We start from the raw sequence: 20,996 nt of genomic DNA on the forward strand, positions 1-20,996 counted from the left end.
CTATTATGTCCCAAAACCCTTGGCCACGTAAACCTTCCTCGTACAAAGAAAATAACGACCAGTTCTGTTTCTGCTGATATTTTACAGTTCCCCCATTCCATCTCAGCATTTGCCCGAAGCAGCCTGCACTCCAATAGGAAAATGAAAAAAAACAAGGACAGTGGGCTAGAGGCCCCACTGTCCTTGTCTGAATCTATCCATCGATTACATGGATTGTTTTTGTTTCTCTTTGGCCTTCTCTGCAACAGGCACATACTTGCCTGGCCAGAAAGCCCATTTGCCCAGCAACGTTGTAATGGCTGGCACCATGAACGGTCGAACAAGGAACGTATCAAGCAAGACACCCGCAGCCGTGATAATACCGAACTGCACCAGCACCTGTATGGGCAGTGTTGCCAGTACGGCAAACGTACCTGCGAGAATCAGACCTGCGGAAGTAATAACAGATCCGGTTTCACCCACACCTTCCTTGATCGCTTGGCGAAGTGGCATCGTTTTGCGTTTTTGCCAGATGCTTGAGATCATGAAGATGTTGTAGTCCTCACCCAGTGCCACAAGGAATACGAAGGAATACAGCGGAATCGCTCCCTGAATGGCGTCTGCTCCCAGTCCATAGTGAATAATGAGCCAACCCAGGCCCAATGCGGAGAAGTAGGACAGTACTACTGTCGCAATCAGATACGCCGTCGCTACGACGGAACGCAGGTATAACAGCAGCAGCAATGTGATCATTCCGATCACCACTGGAATAATGATGCTGGCATCCCGCTCTCCAGTGACTTCGATATCATACTGCTCAGCCGTCTGACCGTCGATCCAGACATGGCTGTCCACGCTTGTTATTCCAGCATCTTTCAATGCCTGTTCAGCCGTTGCCCGCAGATCCGGGATATGCTGCATCGCCTCCATAGAGTATGGATTCAGATTGAATTCCACATCGTAAGCGGTGATGTTTGCATTCTCAGCACCCTGCTGCGCTTCACCTACCTTGCTTACGTAATCCAGCGATTCCAGGCGTTGTTTCAGATCTGTCTGGCTGCCTTCTGTATCGATAATCACTTTCGCCGGAGCGAGTTCACCTTCCGAGAACTGTTCTCCAATGACTTTGAAACCTTCACGAGAAGCAACATTCTCCGGGAAGGATGATAGCAAGTCATACGTGAATTTAATTTGGCTAGAGAAAGCAGCCAGTCCACCCAACAACACCAGTGTAATCGCCAGTACTGTCCACGGTTTGGTTACTACTGTACGGCCAATCCAGCTTTCCTTGATTTTACGCGGAGCAGGCGCTGGTTTGCCTTTTTTCTTCGTACGTTCTACTTCCATATCATGCGTACGCGGTACAAACGGGTAGAATGAACCCCGACCGAAGATCGCGAGCAAAGCCGGAACCAGTGTCAGGCTCGCAATAAACATGATGAAGATGGATAAACTGAATGGTACGGCAAAACGGTGATAGGCACCATATTCTGCGAACAGCAGTACAAGCAATGCTGCAACAACTGTAAATCCACTCATGGCAATCGCACCGGACGATCCGGTAATCGCCTGGAAGAGTGCTTTCTTTTTATCCGGCTCATGATAGAGAACTTGACGGAATCTGGAGATCATGAACAGACAATAGTCCGTTCCTGCGCCGAACAACAGCACCGTCATAATAGAGATGGACTGCGCGTCCACTGTAATCCAGCCCTGATCCGCCATAAATCCGAGAATCGGACTGGTGACCATATAAGCGAACCCAACTGCAATAATCGGGATAATCGCCAGTACGGGCGAACGGTAGATCAACAGCAACAGCACGAGTACCAGCACAACTGTTGCAATCAGCAAGGAGACATCCGCAGATGAGAATAATCCGCTTGCGTCAATCGATATCCCCACCGGACCTGTAACCCGTGCACTTAGTGCGCTCGCATCATCAATGGCAACATCAAATGGATCGGAGCCAAAAATATCTTTCGTTTTCTGCTCTAGCGCTTCAATGCCTTCTTTCAACTGTGACGAATCAGCTTCCTGATTGAAAAAGAGCGGCATAACCAAGGTGCTTCCGTCTTCCGAAAGCTGACCTTTCAGAGCCTCTGGCGGCAACTGATATAGTGGCACCACAGATTGCTGCTGCTCCACCGGATCTTGATCCAGTCGCTCCGTTAACGCCTGAATGTTCTTAATCTGTTCATCCGTCAGCCCGCCGGCTTGACGCCATACGATAAGAGCGGGAACACCTTCGCCGCCGGGAAATTCTTTCTGGGCAACTGCTGCCGCCTGCACCGAGGGCTTGGAATCACTCAGATCCTGCGCGTTATTCGTTTCACGGTCACCAACAGCAGGCCACACCACACCAAGAACAACCGCGATGATGATCCATACCAACAGTGTAATCCATTTGCTTCGTTTGCCAGCAACCCAGCGGCCGTAGCCCGAACCTTCTTGCATTGTCTCTTCATCTCCCTATTTTGGTTCTATGAAGCCGTTTTTATGTGATAAATATAGAAATGAACCACGGGTCATAGTATAATTGACTTAATTATATATACCGGAAGGTTAATTTTGCAAATACTAATTTTGTGAACACTTTTGTACAGCCAACATGAATAAGTAAAGAGGTATGCAACCATGAGCAAAAAAACGAACCCTCCCCGCTCGCCGGGCAGGCCCAAAGCCGGTGCCGATCAGGCATCAGCCCAGTCAAAAATACTAATGACCGCCTCGCGGCTATTTATGGAATACGGGTATGAGCCCGTCTCTCTCCAGCAAATCGCCTCGCTATGCGGCGTGACCAAGGCATCGATCTATTATCATTTTTCCAGCAAACCGCAGCTGTTCACCGTCGCCATCACCAGTATGATGGCCATGGGCATGCAGCAGACAGCTCTTCGTATGGATGCACCAGGTGCATTGCAAGAGCGGTTGGAGAAAGTTGCGGAAGGACGGATGCAACAATCCCACGTCGATACCGAGACCATGATGCGTGAAGCCAATACCTATCTGGATGCAGATCAGCTGGCCCAGATCCGTGAAGCCGAAGTCCGCATCTTTGAAGTCCTCGCCACCCACTTTAAGCGGGAGATGGACAACGGTTATTTGCGATCTGCCAATCCGATGCTGCTTGCCCATGCGTTTACGTCCTTGCTGATGCTGGCAAACCGCGAAGGCGTACGCGACATGCATGCAACGATTGCCGATCTGGCACGTGAGCTGGTCGCTTTATTTTTGGACGGAGCCGCTCACAAGGCGTAAAGATCTTTCCATGCTTTTGCCAATGCCGCGATACCAGCTCAATCAGTCCTGCATGACGATTTGAACCCATAGGAGGAGTAAACCATGTCCCAACCAACACCATCCGCACGCATCCCACGTCTGTTGGAAACTAAGCGCATCTATCTGCGTCCATTTGAATCGACTGATATTGATACCTATTTCCCCGGATTGTTTGACGCCGAGATGCGCAGACTTACTGGAACACAAAACAGCTTCACCCGTACCCAAGTAGAACGTTACATCGAAAACGCGGCCCAGGATGACTCACGCCTGATGCTGCTGATTGCCTTGCAGGAGAATGACCAGGTCATCGGAGAGATTGCCCTGATGGATATGCATACCAAAAATCGCAGTGCGCACATCCGAATCGCCATTGATCATACAGAGCATCAAGGAAAAGGATATGGCAGTGAGGCATTGCTGCTTATGCTGCATTATGGTTTCGGTATCTGCAATCTGCACCGAATCGAGCTTGAAGTGTATGCCTTCAATCAACGTGCGATTCGTACATATGAGAAACTAGGATTTCAACGTGAAGGTTTACGGCGAGATGCCTTGTATTACAATCATCAATATCACGATGCCATTCAGATGAGCATGCTGGAGAATGAATTCCGAGAGCGGCATGTCAGCATACTTGGATAACGAAGACTACGTGCTACCGGGAGGGAATCTCTTCCGGTTGGTTTACGTTCCCGGCAAATAACCATGCTCCAGTGGATTTATGCACTACAGCAACCATAAATGGACGATTAACCTCCATCTTGATTGGATCAGTTGGTGGAGCACTTCCAGCCTGCATCTCTACCAGCGTTGAAGCTGCCGCTACAGTCCCTTGCTCGCTCACTTCCATCACGGCACGATGCAGTACCTGACCAATGTATGCTTGCAAGTTCGGCCCGGGAGACATCATTTCCGTGAAATTGGCAGCATACGGATCAAAGGCCATTTCCATCCCCATCTGCTGCAACGTCTCTTTCAGGTTCATGCCATACTCCGCACGAAAACGTGGCAAGGACAGCTCAACTAGGCTATATTCGGAGCCACGATCAAGCCGTTTTGGGTCATCCAGCAACTGCTGCTGAACCTCATCCAGCGTACGCCCCTCTCGTGGCAAAACGACAAGCAGATGCATCTGGCCATCTCCGTAAGGCAGCCTCACCGCCTGCCAATCCTCATTCTCCGAGTATTGGAACTGCTTTGTCTGATGCATCATCCGCACAGATAATGCCTTTCCATTTGCCAGCTTAAACTCATCATCCGTCGTGTACTCCGGGTCAAACTCAGCCATCCAGTTTCCATCAAATGCAATGGCATTCACAAGAATCATCAGGGTTTCCTTTGCAGGTGGCTCCTGCATCAAGTTTGGAATCATGCCTTCGGTGTGCTGCTTCACCCATTGATTGATCTCTTCCTTTGCTTGTACTGGTTGTCCATTGAGTGTCCTGATCTCAGCTTCATACGTTTTCTGTACGGCTGTTTGGTAATTTTCCTCTACCGGGATTCCGTCCTTCATCCACATGGAGTTCGCAATACCGATCTGTATGCCTTTTCCCGGATGGGTCAACAACTGCTGCAAAGCCGCTTGAGAAGCATTCACTTGCTCCATTTCTAGCTCCGACCAGCCCATGACCTCTGCCATCTCTCGCCTAGTCTCACCTACGCTACCGTTATATGCCATGCCAATCGCTGCCGCAATGCTATAAGGAGAGATGAGCAGATTATTCCCATCAGTCTTCTCTTTTGCGCCCATCTGTTGAAGGATGTGCAGTCCCATGGTGTTCATGGATTGGATTGTTTCAGGTTCGATCTCTTTCAGAGCAGCTTTTCGTTCTGACTCCTCCGTAATACTCAGATACCCGTCATAGCAATTTACTGATTCCCTTTTTTTACTAGACGTACGGTTGAGAAAAAAGGTTACTTTACACTCATATGCTAAGGTCACCAATTTCTACTGTAGAAAACACCATTCAAAACGAGTCAAAACGGTTATATCTATACCATATACGAATGGAGGGATTCCCTATGATTCCAGCAACGTTGGAACAATTAGAGCAAGTTCGCAAGGAATGCCGCACCATGGTCAAAAAGAGAGCCACCGCTTCCGCTGGTACAACACTCGTTCCTCTTCCAGGTACAGACGTCCTGGCTGATGTGGGAATGCTCATGCAGCTACTGCCTGCCATAAACAATAAATTCGGATTATCGCAAAAACAGCTCGACGGGTTGGACCCTGAGACCAAATCCATGATCTACGGATTCGTCATGTCCATCGGAAGTAAAGTTATTGGACGTATGGTAACCAAAGAACTGGTAGTAGTCGTGCTAAAAAGGGTCGGAGTACGCGTAGCTACCAAATCAGTCGCCAAATTTGTACCTTTTGCAGGTCAAGGACTGGCTGCCGCGCTCAGCTTTACAGCCATGCGGTATGTCGGCAACAAACATGTTGAGGACTGTTATGAGGTCGTGAAACGTATGATCGAGCAGCGTGAATTACTACCGGGCGAGCCGGCACCTTCTGCGCTTGAGGAAGCAGACGAAGATCCAAAGCTGGAGGTAAAGACGTCATCCGGCGACAACGAAGGTAAAGCTCCAGAAGATTCGAAAAAGGACTAAAGAAAGAAGAAATTATATCGTGGGACTTTCCGCGGCAGCAAACAAATAGCCGGGTTCACCTAAATGGTGAACCCGGCTATTATGTTAACGCCATCTAGGATCAGATCGCCTGTGGCTGTTGCTCCGTAAACTGACTGTTGTACAGATCAGCATAGAAGCCTTGTTTCTCCATCAGTTCCTCATGATTACCCTGCTCAATCACGTTACCATGATCCATGACAAGAATCAGGTCGGCTCCGCGAATGGTGGACAATCTGTGGGCAATGACAAAGCTGGTGCGATCCTTCATCAGATCATTCATCGCTTTCTGGATGAACACTTCGGTCCGTGTATCGACACTGCTCGTCGCTTCATCGAGAATCAGAATGGCCGGATTCGCCAGAATTGCTCTCGCAATAGTCAGCAATTGTTTCTGCCCCTGTGAAATGTTCGATGCTTCTTCATTCAGCACCGTATCATATCCATCAGGCAAAGTACGAATGAAGTGATCAGCATGGGCCGCATCGGCTGTCTTGATAACTTCTTCTTCCGTTGCGCCTTCTCGGCCATAGGCGATGTTGTCACGAATCGTTCCGTTGAACAGCCATGTGTCCTGAAGCACCATCCCAAACAGGCTGCGCAGCTTGCCGCGCTCCATGTCCACAATATTAACACCGTCAATTGTAATTTGGCCGTCCTGAATTTCGTAGAAACGCATCAGGAGGTTGATCAGCGTTGTTTTACCCGCTCCAGTCGGCCCGACAATGGCCACTGTCTGTCCCGGTTTTACATCAATATTCATATTTTGAATGAGTAACTCATCCGCTTTATATCCAAAATTCACACCATGGAATGCAACGGCACCCTGTGGATACTGCAATTGTACTGGTTTCGAAGATTCTGGAACCTCTTCCTCTTCATCCAGCAATTCAAATACCCGCTCCGCCGAAGCGATGGTGGACTGAATGATATTCGAGATGTTGGCAATCTGGTTAATTGGCTGAGTGAACTGACGGGAGTACTGTGTGAATGCAAGGATATCCCCGATGGAGATGGCACCACGTGTAACAAAGATCCCACCGACCACACAAATCAGCACATAACCAAGGTTACCTACAAACGTCATCAGTGGCATAATAATCCCTGAGATAAACTGGGCTTTCCAACCGGATTCATACAGCTCTTCGTTCACTTTTTCGAACTGCTCTACCGAATGTTCTTCCCGTCCAAAGGCTTTGACCACCTTATGTCCGGTGTACATTTCCTCGACATGGCCATTCAATTCACCAAGTGATTTCTGCTGGCCTGCAAAGTGTTTTTGCGAACGGGATGCCACCAGAATAACAACAACTACACTTAATGGCAGTGTCAAAATGGTTATCAGGGTCATCCATGGACTAATGGTCAACATCATGATGATAACCCCGACAATGGTGACTACAGACGTAATGAACTGCGCCAAACTTTGCTGGAGCGTATTACTGATGTTGTCCACATCGTTCGTCGCCCGACTTAATGTTTCCCCGTGGGTACGGGAGTCAAAATATTTCAGTGGCAGACGTCCAACCTTGGCACTGATCTGCTCACGCATGTCATACACAACTCGCTGAGCAACACCAGCCATCAGATATTGCTGAATGTACATGAAAGCTGCACTAAACAGATAGAGTCCCCCAAGCAGATACAATACTTTCATCAAGGCAGGAAAATCAATGCCGGCCCCCTGTACACCCTGAAGGATGGCAATAGCGCCTTTACTGAGAATATCCGTACCTTCTGCCATAACCTTTGGGCTGATAATGCTGAACACGGTACTTAGAATTGCAGCAACCAGCACACCCAGCAAACGATAGCTGTGGGGCTGAAGATAACGCATCAAGCGTCGCAGTGTACCTTTGAAATCCTTCGCTTTCTCCACGGGAGGCCGCATGCCCATTCCGCCTCCGGGATGACCCGGCCCGCCAGGGGGACGAGATGACTTGCGTTCTGTACGTTCACTCATGCGATCTCCTCCTCTGTCAGCTGGGAGGATACAATCTCGCGATATACTTCATTGTGCTCCATCAGCTCTTTATGTGTTCCCGAACCGACAATCCGTCCCTCATCCATAACCAGAATGCGATCTGCATCCATAACCGTACTTACGCGCTGAGCCACAATAAGCACTGCTGCTTCAGTCGTTTCGGACTTCAGGGCAGCACGAAGTTTGGCATCGGTTTTGAAATCGAGAGCCGAGAAGCTGTCGTCAAAAATATATACTTCCGGACGGCGAACCAGTGCGCGTGCAATGGACAAACGCTGCTTCTGTCCACCGGATACGTTGTTACCTCCCTGCGCAATGACGCTATCGTAACCGTCTTTCATCTCCGTAATGAAGTTCTCTGCCTGGGCCGTTTGAGCGGCTCGAACAATCTCCTCCATCGTAGCGTCATCCTTCCCGTGGCGGATATTCTCCGCAATTGTTCCGGTGAAAAGAATCGCTTTTTGTGGTACAAATCCGATTTTGGCCCGCAGATCTTCCTGCCGTAGCTCACGGACATCTGTTCCATTTACCCGTACACTGCCCTCCGTTACATCATAGAAACGTGGAATGAGACTGAGCAATGTGGATTTACCTGAGCCCGTACCACCAATAATCGCTGTGGTCTCACCCGGGCGTGCCGTAAATGAAATGCCTGACAACGCAGCATTTTCCGCACCCGGATAACGGAATGTCACGTTATCGAATTCAATCGTGCCTTGCAACGATTTCATCTCACGAGGCTGCTCTGGGTTGCTGAGATCCGGATGCATATCCAATACTTCGTTGATCCGCTCTGCCGAAGCCGAAGCTCTTGGAATCATGACAAAGATAATGGAAACCATAATGAGGGAGAACATGATTTGCATCGCATACTGAATAAAGGCAATTAATGAACCAATATTCATATTCCCGCTGTCGATACGCTGTCCACCGAAATACAGGATGGCAATCATTGAAAAGTTCATAACCAGCATCATAACAGGCATTAATGTTGCCATGAGCACATTCACTTTAATGGAAACGTCTCTCAGATCTGTATTGGCTCCATTAAAGCGAGCACGTTCATGTTCCCCACGATTAAAGGAACGAACCACGCGAATCCCAGTTAGTTGCTCACGCAGGACCAGATTGAGTCGGTCGAGTTTTTTCTGAATTTGTTTGAACAAAGGTAGACCTTTCGCACCAATCAGTGCAATGGCTCCAGCCAGTACAGGCAAGACAACCAGGAAGATGGTCGATAATTTGGCATCCTGGGATACCGCCATGAAGATACCACCGATACACATCATCGGAGCCATAACCATCATGCGCAGCATCATCGTTAATACGTTCTGGACCTGCGTAATATCATTGGTGGTACGGGTAATTAGTGAAGCTGTACCCAATTTATCAAATTCCTGCAGCGAATAGTTCTCCACATGGCGGAATACTCTGCTGCGCAGCTGTTTGGCAAATCCACCCGCTGTGCGGGATGAAAGGTAACTGGCTGTGATGGAACAAGCCGTGCCTGCTATCGCAATCACCAGCATCCAGCCACCAATCTGCCAGATGTATGGAACATCTCCTTTTATTATGCCGCCATTAACGATGTCCGCCATCAGGGTTGGCAAATACAGTTCAGCTAACGACTGTAACAGCACCAGACCCAGTATGAAGAAAATGGGGACTCGGTAAGGCTTAAGCATGCGAAACAATTTCATCATGGCTTATCATCTCCTTGTGTGGACGCATCCATCTGTTGGGAAACCTTTGTATCAAAAAAGGTGTACACCTTGGTCAACAATGCCGCTAATTGAAGACTGTCTTCCTCACCCAGATGCTCAACGAGCTTATTAAATATCTCCATGCGCTCCTGATGTGCCGCCCGAATAATTTCACGACCTGCTTCGGTAATGGTGATGCGGACTGCGCGACGATCCTCCGGGTCCATGGTTCGTTCAACCAGCCCTTCGTCTTCAAGTCCTCGAATGACAGGAGTAATCGTCGGCGATTTCACACGCAACAAAGCACTAATTTCCGATACTTTTAGTCCTGGATGATTTGAATGTAGTGTGTCATTGAAATTAGGAGGATTATCCTGCCAATTCAATCGTTCTCCCGGATGCATGCCGTGGAGCAAACAACCCAGTACCATAATTTCATTGTGATTACGCCCATGTGGTTTATGTTGCCTCCATTTGCCTTTATTAAACTGCATGATGGAATACAAAAGCTTCTGGGCTACCGGATCTATGCCAGTCATTATTGTCCCCCCTTTAATTTCATTATCATTCCATAGACGTCCAACATCATAGGACATCTATTAAATAGCATTCCAATTAAATAGCCAATCAATTAATTAGGTGTACTAAGTATATTCCTGCAAAAGTTGAATGTCAAATAGCAAATGCACACCAAAAAACCGTGACTTTAAAGTCACGGTTTTGAACCAAAATATAAGAATCAGGACTGTGAAGCAGAAACAGTTTTCAACGCGGAAGCAAAAGGGAAATACTCCTTCGCATTGTTGTAGGCGATGCCCTGTACGATCTGTCCAAGCAGTTCCATATCATGTGGTACCTCGCCCTGTTCGGCCCATTCACCGATGAGGTTGCAGACCAGGCGGCGGAAATACTCATGTCGTGTGTAGGAGAGGAAACTGCGGGAATCGGTTAGCATACCGACGAAACGGCTGATTAGACCTACATTCGCCAGCGCCTTCATTTGAGCAAGCATGCCGTCCTTCGTATCGTTGAACCACCAGGCTGCACCAAGCTGGATTTTGCCTGGAATGCCGCCGCCCTGGAAGCTGCCGATAATCGCTGCGAGCACTTCATTGTCCCGAGGATTCAAGGAATACAGGATCGTTTTCGGCAGCGCCTGCTGCTGCTCCAGCGCATCGAGTAATCCGATCATGGCTGAGGAAAGCGGCGTATCATTAACGGAATCATAACCGGTATCCGGGCCAAGCTGGGCGAACATACGGCTGTTATTGTTGCGGGCCGCATTAATATGGAACTGCATTACCCAGCCCCGATCTGCGTACAGCTTGCCGAGGAAAGTCAGTGTTACCGTCTTGTACTTGTCCTCTTCCTCACGACTAACCTTCTCCCCTGCAATAGCCTTGGCAAAAATCGCTGCTGCTTCCTCACGTGTGGCCGTGCCGTAAGGTACATAATCGAGTGCATGGTCAGACACCCGGCCTCCTACGGAGTGGAAGAACTCTACCCGGGACTCTAGGGCCGAGAGGAATGAGTCATAATCGGAAATCGCCGTTCCGGCTGCCTGCGACAGCTTGCCTACCCATTCCGAGAAGGTGTCACGGTTCAATTCCAATCCTTTATCCGGACGGAATGAAGGCAGTACAGCGGTATCGAAACCTTCGATCTCCTGAATCTTCAGGTGATATTCCAAGGAATCACATGGATCATCCGTCGTGCATACCACGGTAACATTGGATTTGGTAATAAGATCACGTGCACCGAATCCGTCACTGTTCAGCTTGGCATTTACTTTTTCCCAGATGGCCGGGGCGCTCGTCTCATTCAACACTTCATAGACACCGAAATAACGCTGTAATTCCAGATGGGACCACGCGTACAGCGGATTACCAATCATCATCGGTACAGTTTTGGCGTACGCCAGAAAACGATCATAATCGGTTACGCCCTCTCCTCCCGTAATGTACTGCTCCTCAATCCCGTTTGCGCGCATCAGCCGCCATTTGTAGTGATCACCGTATAACCAAGCCTCTGTAATATTGCCAAAGGTTTTATTCTCGTAGATCTCCTGTGGACTCAAGTGACAGTGATAGTCAATAATCGGCATGTCCTTCGCATAGTCTTCATATAACTTGATCGCCGTTTCATTGTGCAGCAAAAATTGTTCATCCAGAAAAGACTTCATTCGCCTCGCACGCTCCCTTTAGGTGAGTTTACGTTCATATGGGTTCACTTCCCAATCTTTACGCTACACTGTTTGCCCACAAAGTTCAATATAAAATGATAGCGTTATCACAAAAGGTTGATTTAGGCATATTTCATGGAACGAGGTATACTGGTTTTAATCTAATTAATGCTGATCTGAAGATGATAGAAGGAGATGAAATGGATGAAAATAACATTTCTCGGTACAGGAGACATGTTCAGTGTAGAGCAACACCACAACAGTATGTTGGCCGAATTCGGCGATACACATCTGGTAATTGATTTTCCGGAATCCAATGCAAAAGCATTAAAGGAATACGGCTTTCCAATGACGGATATTCACAATGTGTTTATTACCCATCTGCATGAAGATCATATTAACGGAGTACAGATGCTCGGATATTATTCACAGATTGTGGGCGACCGCAAGCCACGTCTGTTTATTCACGAAGAACTGGTTGATCCGTTATGGAACATTTTATCCCCAGGCATGCGTTATACAACCGATGGGGAGCGTACGATGAGCGACTATTATGATATCGTACCTTTACCGGATGGAGGCACATTTGAGCTGGAGGGCGTAACGTTTGAGACTTTTCGAACACAGCACGTGCCGGGTATGGTCAGCAATGGCCTTCTCGCAAAACCCTACTTCTACTATAGCGCAGATAGCACGCTGGATCAGGAACGGGTTGAGCAGGCCGCCGCAGACGTACAGCTAATTTTCCACGAATGTCATATGCATGATCTGGTGATCAAATCACACACCTCACTGAAGGATCTGCAACAACTTCCTGCCGAAGTGAGACAGAAAACTGTGCTCATGCATTATCATGATGAATACGCTGATGCGGACAAACGGGCACAGTTCAACCAAGAACATGATCTAAGAATGGTGGGCACGCTGGAGTCGTTTGAATTGAAAGTGTAGTACGTAACTCGAACGATATATATCACCAAAATAAAGAGGCAGCATCCATTCAGGTTCCTTTGAAGGAGCTTTTCGGGTGCTGCCTTTCTATTGATCTGCATTCCATGATTTCATATATTCAATAGTTTCAGGAGATGGTTTGGCTTTAACATGAATGTAATCTTCCGTACGCTGATCATTTGGTCCGTAGGAAATTTTGATATACATATCCTGATACGTTTTAATGCTATTGCTATGGATCTCCGCTTTGGGCTTCAAAATATAATCTCTGAGTAAACTTAATCCCAATGGTTCTTTTCCAGGACCCAGAGTAGTCTCGTGCGTATTTACCGCATTGGAGTTGAGGAGCTCAGTTGCGTTAATGCTGTTCATCAAGGATGGATCAAGTGTAAAAGACTGTATTACATTGACCATCGGTACCCGGGCCTCTTGAACAGAAATTTCATATATAATGCGGTCCAGATCCGATTCATGATTAACCCTAACGGTAGCAGTCAAGCTATAATCATCTGGCAAACGCTCCTGAAAGGAATCTGGATTTTTCAGCAAACGCTGGGTCAAATCTCTTCGCTCGGTATTCAGCGTATAATCATCCGTTCGCTTCGGTTCTCCCCTTGGCCCTTTGTTTGTTCCCAAACTGCAAGCCCCCAGACAAACCGCCAGCACAAGCAGAAACAACCCCAACTGTACTAATTTCCTCACCCGATTTCCCCCTCGGTATGATCGATCTAAAATGATCACGAATCTATTTTAATAGCAATCATTATATTGGTTTATTATTCCATATAAGGATAACACGAATAAGCTTAGTCTACCTAACATAAATAAACCACCTGCCTGGCAGATAGATCGCCAGTTCAGGTGGTTTAACATTCTATATGAAGATTTACTGATCCTCAACGTATTATTTAGCGGAAGATTCCTCACCCTGATTCGGGAGAGCCCACACGGAGACGCCTCCACCACATACATGGAAAGTGGCCCAACCGTCTTTCTCAATAGTGATGTCGTCCTCACAGCTGTGCGTCAGATCGGTCCAGAGCTCGCCAGCACGGTGTTCGCCAACAAACATCCTTTTCTCACCATCATCACCATTCGAGATAACTACTGCACAACCAGAACCTTCGATTTCGTCCACCCCGCGGCGTACCCACCCAATCGTGTTCGCGTGATCGAAGTAATCTTCCTGCTCTCCATAAGCTTTGTCGTAACGGGCTGACATCAGAATGTCGAGAATGTCCTTCTTGCCCTCGACAGGTTCGGGACCACCAATGCCGTAATAATCACCGTAAAAGACAACCGGATAACCGTCACGACGCAGCAGCGTCAGCGCATATGCGCTCGGCTTGAACCAATCGCCTACCCAGGATTCCAGCGCTTCATGCGGTTGGGAATCATGGTTATCGACAAACGTTACAGCATGCGTTGGATGTGTCTGCACCAGGGTGTCATCAAAAATCTTGGAAAGATCGAAATCCCTGCCAGCCAGAGAGGCTTCATGAAGTTTGTAATGCAGGGACACATCGAACAGATCAATCTGATAATCCACCGTATCCAGGAATTCACGGCATGCATCGAGATTGGAGTTCCAGAACTCACCTACAATGTAGAAGTCCTGCCCGCGTTTGCGGATCATCTCAGCAGCGAATTCCTTGATGAATTCGTGGTTGATATGTTTGATCGCATCCAGTCGAAAACCGCTACATTGCAGCGTATCGATGAGCCATTTTCCCCATTTGAGCATTTCCTGCCGGACATCCGGGTGATTGTAATCGATATTGGCGAACATCAGGTAATCATAGTTGCCGAACTCATCGTCGACATTTTGATTCCAGTTCTTGTTCTCCCCTGCAATGCGGAACACACCGCTCCGTTCTTCCTTGGCATCAAAGTCGGTACCGTTGAAGTGTTCGGCGTTCCATTTGAAAGAGGAGTACTGATCCCCGCGGCCCGGAAATGTGAATTTGGTCCAGCCCTCAATCTCGAACGGTTTGGAGATTTCCTTCAATCGATCATTGGGATCAACCTCAATCACCTTGAAGACTTCCGTCTCATCGGCCCCCGCCTTATGGTTCATCACCAGATCCACATAGACGGCAACACCATTCTTCTGGCACTCGGCAATCGCATCCACCAGTTCCTGCTTGGTACCGTATTTGGTGCGCACGCTGCCTTTCTGGTCAAATTCGCCCAGATCGTACAGGTCATATACGCCGTAACCGGTATCCTCGGCAGACACGGCTTTGGTCACCGGAGGCACCCACACGGAGTCAATGCCTTTGGCTTTCAGTTCTGGCGCCATTTCGGCCAATCGTTTCCAGTGATTTCCGTCTGCGGCCAGGTGCCATTCAAAAAACTGCATCATCGTATGATTTCTCTTCATTCCCAACCGACCTCCTTGATTGCTTTCGAAGCGGACCACGGCACGCATCTGTATCGTCCTTGTTCGTTCGTATGCTATCCAAGTAATACCCTTTTCGGCCTATCCTTCAATCATGCATAGAAAAGAAAGCTGAAAAAGTCTGCGATCGATCTTTAGCTATATATCGTTATTGGGGTGAGATCCGTGTGTAGTCTTGCCATTCCTCTGGCAGCAATGAACGATACGGTTCCTCGGTGAATCGATCGTCGACCAGTACCAGTACGCCCTTGTCCTCTTCCGTACGTATCAGCCTTCCACCTGCCTGCAATACCTTGTTCATGCCGGGGAAAACATAGGCATAATTAAATCCGTTGCGCCCTGTCCGACTATAATAATCGCGGAGTACGTTGTTCTCCAGACCAATCTGGGGAAGTCCGGCCCCCACCACCACCACTCCGTTCAGACGATCACCCGGAAGATCCACACCTTCGGAAAATACACCGCCCATAACGGCAAATACCAATCGTGTTCGTTCAGGATGTGGCTGGAACGCGCTCAGAAACGCCTCCCGTTCCTCTTCACTCATGCCCTGCTCCTGCATCACGACTTCTGCCTCACCCGGCTGTTCCATATACGTCGCATGTACTTCGCGCATATAAGGATAGGATGGGAAAAAGACGAGCAGGTTGCTATGTGGCCACTCTGCAACCAATTGGCGCAGCATATTGGCAATTGGCTGTCTGGAACGTTCACGATCCCGATAGCGAATCGATAATGGCAGCAATCTCACATCTAGCTGCTCCCGCTGGAAAGGCGAAGCAATACGCAAGGTATAATCCTCTTCCTCCGCACCTAGCATATCCCGGTAATAACCAAGAGGTGACAATGTCGCAGAGAAATGAATGGTAGAGCGGAACCCCTTGGCAGTCTGGCGCAGCAGCACAGATGGATCCAGGCAGAACAGCTTCACTCGTACTTCACTTCGTACACATTCCGCATAGGTAATGAAGCGTTCATCGTACAACTTGGCAATACGCAGGAAATTCTGTGCGGTGAAGTAGGCTGCCAGCAGCAATTCATCCGTCTCGGCATTTCCCGAACCGCCTTCAACAAGGCATTGCTCCGCAACCATGACAAAAGGCTCCAGCAGTTCAATCAGTTCCTCTGGCGCCTCCTGTTGCAGCAATTTGCCCTCATCCCCACCGTTTTTGCGAAGCGTAATCAGGTATTTGTCGATGGCTCCCGTCCGATCCGCGATGGCTTTAGCCGCGGTCACACTGCTGCCCAGCGTTTGGAATTCCCTTTTGACATCCAGAAAGACGGCCTTCTCCAGCTCTGCCGAAAACATCATTCGGCCCCGATCGACCAGATTATGTGCCTCATCGACCAGTAATACCGTCTTGCGCTTCTGCTCCTCCAGCATGCGTTTGAGCGAGATACGCGGATCGAAAATATAGTTATAGTCGCAGATCACCGCATCGGCTGCATACGCAGCATCCAGTGAAAATTCAAACGGACATACCCGATGCTTGCGTGCGTACTGTTCTATAACCGGGCGTGTCATTAACGTCTCATGTTCCAGCATATCCAGCACGGCTCCATTAATACGGTCATAATATCCTTCGCACATGCCACACTGTCCCGTATCACAGGCTTCCTCTTCCTTGAAACAGATCTTGTCCTTTGCGGTCAGACTGATCACATGCATCTTCAATCCTTCCGCCTGCATCCGGGCAAAAGCCTCTTCTGCCGCCACTCGCGTCGTCGTTCTTGCGGTCAGATAGAACAATCGTTTGGCTTCTCCTTCACCAATGGCCTTGACCGTGGGAAACAGGACTGACATCGTTTTGCCAATACCCGTTGGCGCTTTCGCCATCAGTCCCTGCCCCTCGCGGATGGTCTTGTATACGGCTCCTGCCAGCTTGCGCTGTCCCTCTCTGTATTTGCGAAAAGGGAAAGGCAGCTCTCGCACGCTTATATCGCGCTTCTCTTCATAAGCCACAATCATCTCTGCGTATGGCGCGTAACCAGCGACCAGCTCTGCTGCAAACTGTTCCAGCTCCTGCCGTTCCAGCATCCGCCGAAACCGTCTTTCCTCATTATTCACGGTGTGCACGTATGTAAGCTGTACCTGCATACGGGGTTCATCATGCTGAACGGCGTACATATAGGCATACATCATGGCCTGCGCCCAGTGTACGGGGGCCCCATCGCCCAGATCGTCCAGATTGCCCGCAGTTGATTTGATCTCATCCACCGTCAGCTGACCATCCAGACGAATCAGTCCGTCACATCGTCCCTCCACCACGTAGGTCAAGTCTCCATGCTGCAGTTCCACTTCGAGAACCACTTCTTTCAAATCCTCTTCTGTGTAATCCTTCTGCACTCGCTGGTGTATCCGGGTTCCCTCCTGCATCGATGCATTCGAGCGGAACCCTGGACGTATGCTACCACTGCGGTACACATATTCCACCAAAGGCCTGACTGATATTCGAATTGCGGTTGTCATGCGATCACCCGTTCTGTTTGTAGTGACTATACTTTATCACGAAAAGCGGTGCTCAAACCAGCCAATTAGCGGATTGGACTCGCCCCTTCCCATATGCTATGTTGGGGTGTATAAGTTGAACTAGATAAAGTTACACTTGCCACTCCGATGACAGAACAATCTTCCGATCGCTGTTATCCCCAGATTTTTTTGATTCATTTTTACAAAGGTAAACATCCGGGGATAAGCGTATGCTTCCGATGCAGCTTTCTTTCAGAAAGCTTTCAGGCGAACGCTTCGCTTCTCCAGCTTATTTCTGTCCTCTACGTTCTCGTGTAAAAGTGTAGTTAAACTTATATTGAATGTACTTATAAGGAGGCATCTTCTATGTATATCTATTTGGTCCCTTCACCGATTCCGGATTCACTTGCTGCATTTCCGCATCTGACTTTGCGCAGTGAGGAACAGGTTCGTTTGGCCATTGAATCGACAGAACGTCTGATGAACATCGAGTCCGATGACAACGTAGCGGCGTACGAAGCCTTCGATGCCGCAGGCTCCTGGACAGGCGGCGGTTATGCCGTTCTCAACAATATACCGGTAACCGAAGATGGACGGAACGACTTTGAGGAACGTTTCAAGAACCGTGCGCGCAAAGTGGAGGATGAACCCGGCTTTGTCGGCATTCGTGTGCTTCGTCCTTTAAAGGACGATACGTATGTCGTACTTACACTTTGGCAGTCCGAGGATCATTTCAAAAACTGGCAGCAGTCCCAAGCCTATAACCATGCTCACCGCAACCGCAGCACGAGTGAAGGGCTGACTGCACAGAAGCCCACCATGTTTCCAAGACCTTCATTCGTCACGACATTCACCATAGAGTAAACGAACGGGAAAAACCTGATGTTACGCCCCAGAACCTGTATGCAAGTCTACAAATATACTGTGATTACACTTTGGGTAAGCATCATTTAATTATTTGTACTTTAAAATGATAACCCCTTCCGCCTCTTCTTCAATGGAAGGGGCTTTTTGTATACGTGAGGTCAAGAATGATCCCAAGCTCCTCTCTCCTTTTTCCAATAATTGCAAGAATTGAGCAACCAATAAGTTCGGTGCTTTTGACACGACATGCCATGAGATAGCATAATACTTGTTAAATGAAACTTCGGAAAGGAAGGAAGGCGGTAACTTGTCACGCAATTCACTCACCCGGTTTCTAAGCGGACCGTTTATAGTGTTCACCGTTATTATGATGATCAAAAGCTCTCTGGCCTGGATTGTGATCTTCGATGACATCCCCGTCTGGAAACCGCTACTGACAGAGTTGCCGCTGATCTGGATCTGCTTCTGTCTGATTGAATGGTTCGCAGCCAAACGCCGGATGTGGCTCTATCTCGGACTAAATCTGTTGCTATCGGGCATCTTCTTCGCAGCTATCATGTATTACAAATATTATGGTGTTATTGTTAATTATCACGCGCTCGCACAGGTTAATCAGGTAACCTCGGTCAAGAGCAGCATGTTCTCTTTGCTCGATCCGTATTATTTGTTTATTTTTGCAGATATTCTGGTTATCACGGGGATTCTGATTCGTCGGCGGATCAAGCTCGGCGGGACCGAACGTCCAGGCAGAGTGCCGCTTGAACGAAGGGCCAGAAGACGGATTGCCTCAGTCATTCTGATTCTGTCGATGATGCTGTGCATGCTCAACATATACCCCAATCGGGCGAGTATGAGCGAGATTACACAGGCGGAGCAGATGGGGATTCTCGGTTACGAAGCGTACACCATCCTGGCTGATCGGCCTGACAAACCCGTGCCCTTTGATCAAATCGATCAGAATCATATCGACGAGATTAAACAAACGACAGCACTACCCGCTGTTGTGGAGGAGGGTGCAGCCAAGGGACGCAACGTCATTGTCCTCCAGCTCGAATCATTCCAGAACTTCCTGATCGGATTGCAGGTGGACGGACAGGAAGTTACACCCAATCTGAATAAGTTGGCAGGGCAAAGCCTGTATTTCCCCAACTTTTATCAGCAAGTGGGACAGGGAAACACGTCGGATGCCGAGTTTGTCGTGAATACATCGTTTTATACACCGCCCAACGGGGCCGCAGCTACCGTCTACGCGAATAAAGAATTGCCAAGTCTGCCCAGACTGATGTCCGCGAACGGTTATCAGACAGCCACATTCCATACGAATGATGTGCACTTCTGGAATCGCGATCAGTTATACAAGGCGCTTGGATTTGATCAGTATTATGACATCAATTATTTCGGAACAGAGGATTCAATCGCCTTCTCGGCATCGGATGAAGTATTGTACAGCAAAACACTTGATAAACTGGAGGACATGCAGGACACGGGATCACCTTTCTATGCACAAATCATATCCATGTCTGCGCACCATCCTTACCATTTACCAGAAGATAAGAAAAGTCTGACGTTGCCGGAACGGTACGTTAATACGTTGCCAGGGGATTATCTTGTATCCCAGCATTATGCCGATCAGGCGGTGGGACAATTTATTGAGGGACTTAAGGAACGTGGACTATGGGAAAATAGCGTGCTGGTCGTTTACGGTGACCATCTGGGTCTGCCTATCTACTCGCTGGATCGGACTGACGAGAAGCTCATGCAGGAAATCTACGGTCGGGAGTACACGTCTGCGGACATGATTAATATTCCACTTATCGTCACGGCTCCTGGCATCACGCCGGCAGCTCAGCTGGAACAGATCGGAGGACAGGTGGATATTCTGCCAACGATCGCCGGGTTGACCGGTGCCTCTCTTCAAAACCAACTGTATTTCGGGCAGGATTTGCTGCGTGATGGAAATAATCTGCTGCCAGAGCGCTATTATCTGCCCTCCGGTTCCGTACTGAACGATGCTTCACTGTTCGTTCCTGAGACGGGGTACGGTGACGGTACTCATTACTCCCTTGCGGATGCCGGGAGACAGGATGTCGTCTCGGCAGAGCTTGATCAGGAGAAGGGAACGATTCCAGACAGTCTGGAGGATCAACCGGCCTTGCCCGCATCTGCCATACCATCTGAAGAAGAATCGACCTCTCCCGAATATATTACGAAGGAACAGTACGATCGGGCTTTGGATCTTCTACACTTATCCAACAGTTATCTGAGTCAGTTACCGAATCGAAATGCATTAAAATGATCCAACATGCGAAATGAACTTATTTTTAACTTTAACAATTTTAATCCATCATGAAAAAAGACAAGAGCCCAAGAAAGGTCTGAAACGACCTGATTCATGGGCTCTTTCCATTCCTTCTGACCTCTATATCTAACACATTCTCCCCAATCCTCTAACAAAAAGACACCTATAACTACCCGAATGATCCATTGCCAACAAATTCCCCTCTTTAGTGAAGACACCTGGACGTTCCTGTTCCTTGAGCAGCGGT

At 48.5% G+C, this 20,996-nt stretch carries 15 protein-coding genes; 6 read left to right on the forward strand and 9 right to left on the reverse strand.

The genetic code is table 11. The features are described from left to right. Positions 1–204: 204 nt before the first annotated feature. The gene (locus BLV50_RS17255) at positions 205–2,436 is read right to left on the reverse strand and encodes an MMPL family transporter (protein WP_090809073.1); all 2,232 of its coding nucleotides are present in this window, start codon (positions 2,434–2,436) and stop codon (positions 205–207) included. A gap of 264 nt (positions 2,437–2,700) precedes the next feature. Here BLV50_RS17255 and BLV50_RS17260 point away from each other — a divergent pair, with 264 nt between their 5' ends. Together BLV50_RS17260 and BLV50_RS17265 are read left to right on the forward strand one after the other, a co-directional pair. Continuing rightward, positions 2,701–3,240: a TetR/AcrR family transcriptional regulator gene (locus BLV50_RS17260; RefSeq protein ID WP_256337983.1), complete on the forward strand. Its 540-nt coding sequence runs from the start codon at positions 2,701–2,703 to the stop codon at positions 3,238–3,240. A gap of 84 nt (positions 3,241–3,324) precedes the next feature. Further along, complete coding sequence (locus BLV50_RS17265) at positions 3,325–3,906, forward strand: GNAT family N-acetyltransferase (protein WP_090809078.1); 582 nt, start codon at positions 3,325–3,327, stop codon at positions 3,904–3,906. Between the two features lie 13 nt (positions 3,907–3,919). On the opposite strand, the gene BLV50_RS17270 is transcribed toward BLV50_RS17265, so the two are convergent. Beyond that, positions 3,920–5,047 carry a serpin family protein gene (locus BLV50_RS17270; RefSeq protein WP_143038133.1) on the reverse strand — a complete coding sequence of 376 codons (1,128 nt, stop codon included), beginning with the start codon at positions 5,045–5,047 and terminating at the stop codon, positions 3,920–3,922. 239 nt (positions 5,048–5,286) lie between these two features. On the opposite strand from BLV50_RS17270, the gene BLV50_RS17275 reads away from it, so the two are divergent. Next, on the forward strand, positions 5,287–5,877 hold the full coding sequence (locus BLV50_RS17275) for a hypothetical protein (RefSeq protein WP_063567312.1): 591 nt from the start codon (positions 5,287–5,289) through the stop codon (positions 5,875–5,877). A 100-nt stretch (positions 5,878–5,977) separates the two neighbouring features. On the opposite strand, the gene BLV50_RS17280 is transcribed toward BLV50_RS17275, so the two are convergent. The 4 genes from BLV50_RS17280 to uxaC all read right to left on the reverse strand — a co-directional run bounded on the left by BLV50_RS17280 (position 5,978) and on the right by uxaC (position 11,764). Continuing rightward, positions 5,978–7,858, reverse strand: a complete 1,881-nt coding sequence (locus BLV50_RS17280; protein ID WP_090809081.1) for an ABC transporter ATP-binding protein — start codon at positions 7,856–7,858, stop codon at positions 5,978–5,980. Beyond that, positions 7,855–9,582 carry an ABC transporter ATP-binding protein gene (locus tag BLV50_RS17285; protein WP_072733715.1) on the reverse strand — a complete coding sequence of 576 codons (1,728 nt, stop codon included), beginning with the start codon at positions 9,580–9,582 and terminating at the stop codon, positions 7,855–7,857. Before BLV50_RS17285 ends, BLV50_RS17280 begins: the two co-directional genes overlap by 4 nt. Further along, positions 9,579–10,121, reverse strand: a complete 543-nt coding sequence (locus BLV50_RS17290) for a MarR family winged helix-turn-helix transcriptional regulator (RefSeq protein WP_063567315.1) — start codon at positions 10,119–10,121, stop codon at positions 9,579–9,581. Before BLV50_RS17290 ends, BLV50_RS17285 begins: the two co-directional genes overlap by 4 nt. A 200-nt stretch (positions 10,122–10,321) precedes the next feature. After that, on the reverse strand, positions 10,322–11,764 hold the full coding sequence (gene uxaC, locus BLV50_RS17295; RefSeq protein ID WP_090809083.1) for a glucuronate isomerase: 1,443 nt from the start codon (positions 11,762–11,764) through the stop codon (positions 10,322–10,324). 204 nt (positions 11,765–11,968) lie between these two features. Between uxaC and BLV50_RS17300 the strand changes: the two genes are divergently transcribed. Beyond that, positions 11,969–12,715 carry an MBL fold metallo-hydrolase gene (locus BLV50_RS17300; RefSeq protein WP_090809085.1) on the forward strand — a complete coding sequence of 249 codons (747 nt, stop codon included), beginning with the start codon at positions 11,969–11,971 and terminating at the stop codon, positions 12,713–12,715. 87 nt (positions 12,716–12,802) lie between these two features. Here BLV50_RS17300 and BLV50_RS17305 read toward each other — a convergent pair whose 3' ends face one another. The 3 genes from BLV50_RS17305 to BLV50_RS17315 all read right to left on the reverse strand — a co-directional run bounded on the left by BLV50_RS17305 (position 12,803) and on the right by BLV50_RS17315 (position 17,586). Next, positions 12,803–13,417 carry a hypothetical protein gene (locus tag BLV50_RS17305; protein ID WP_090809087.1) on the reverse strand — a complete coding sequence of 205 codons (615 nt, stop codon included), beginning with the start codon at positions 13,415–13,417 and terminating at the stop codon, positions 12,803–12,805. Between the two features lie 202 nt (positions 13,418–13,619). Next, positions 13,620–15,098 (reverse strand): alpha-amylase, encoded by a 1,479-nt coding sequence (locus BLV50_RS17310; RefSeq protein ID WP_090809089.1) that lies wholly within the window; start codon positions 15,096–15,098, stop codon positions 13,620–13,622. Between the two features lie 166 nt (positions 15,099–15,264). Continuing rightward, positions 15,265–17,586 (reverse strand): helicase C-terminal domain-containing protein, encoded by a 2,322-nt coding sequence (locus BLV50_RS17315; protein ID WP_090809091.1) that lies wholly within the window; start codon positions 17,584–17,586, stop codon positions 15,265–15,267. Between the two features lie 366 nt (positions 17,587–17,952). Here BLV50_RS17315 and BLV50_RS33690 point away from each other — a divergent pair, with 366 nt between their 5' ends. Together BLV50_RS33690 and BLV50_RS17325 are read left to right on the forward strand one after the other, a co-directional pair. Beyond that, a complete protein-coding gene (locus BLV50_RS33690) occupies positions 17,953–18,450 on the forward strand; it encodes an antibiotic biosynthesis monooxygenase family protein (protein ID WP_090809094.1) in 498 nt (165 codons plus the stop codon). Between the two features lie 307 nt (positions 18,451–18,757). Next, positions 18,758–20,746: an LTA synthase family protein gene (locus tag BLV50_RS17325; protein ID WP_256337984.1), complete on the forward strand. Its 1,989-nt coding sequence runs from the start codon at positions 18,758–18,760 to the stop codon at positions 20,744–20,746. Positions 20,747–20,996: the final 250 nt, after the last annotated feature.

This window comes from Paenibacillus sp. 276b (assembly GCF_900107875.1).
Lineage (GTDB): Bacteria > Bacillota > Bacilli > Paenibacillales > Paenibacillaceae > Paenibacillus > Paenibacillus marchantiae.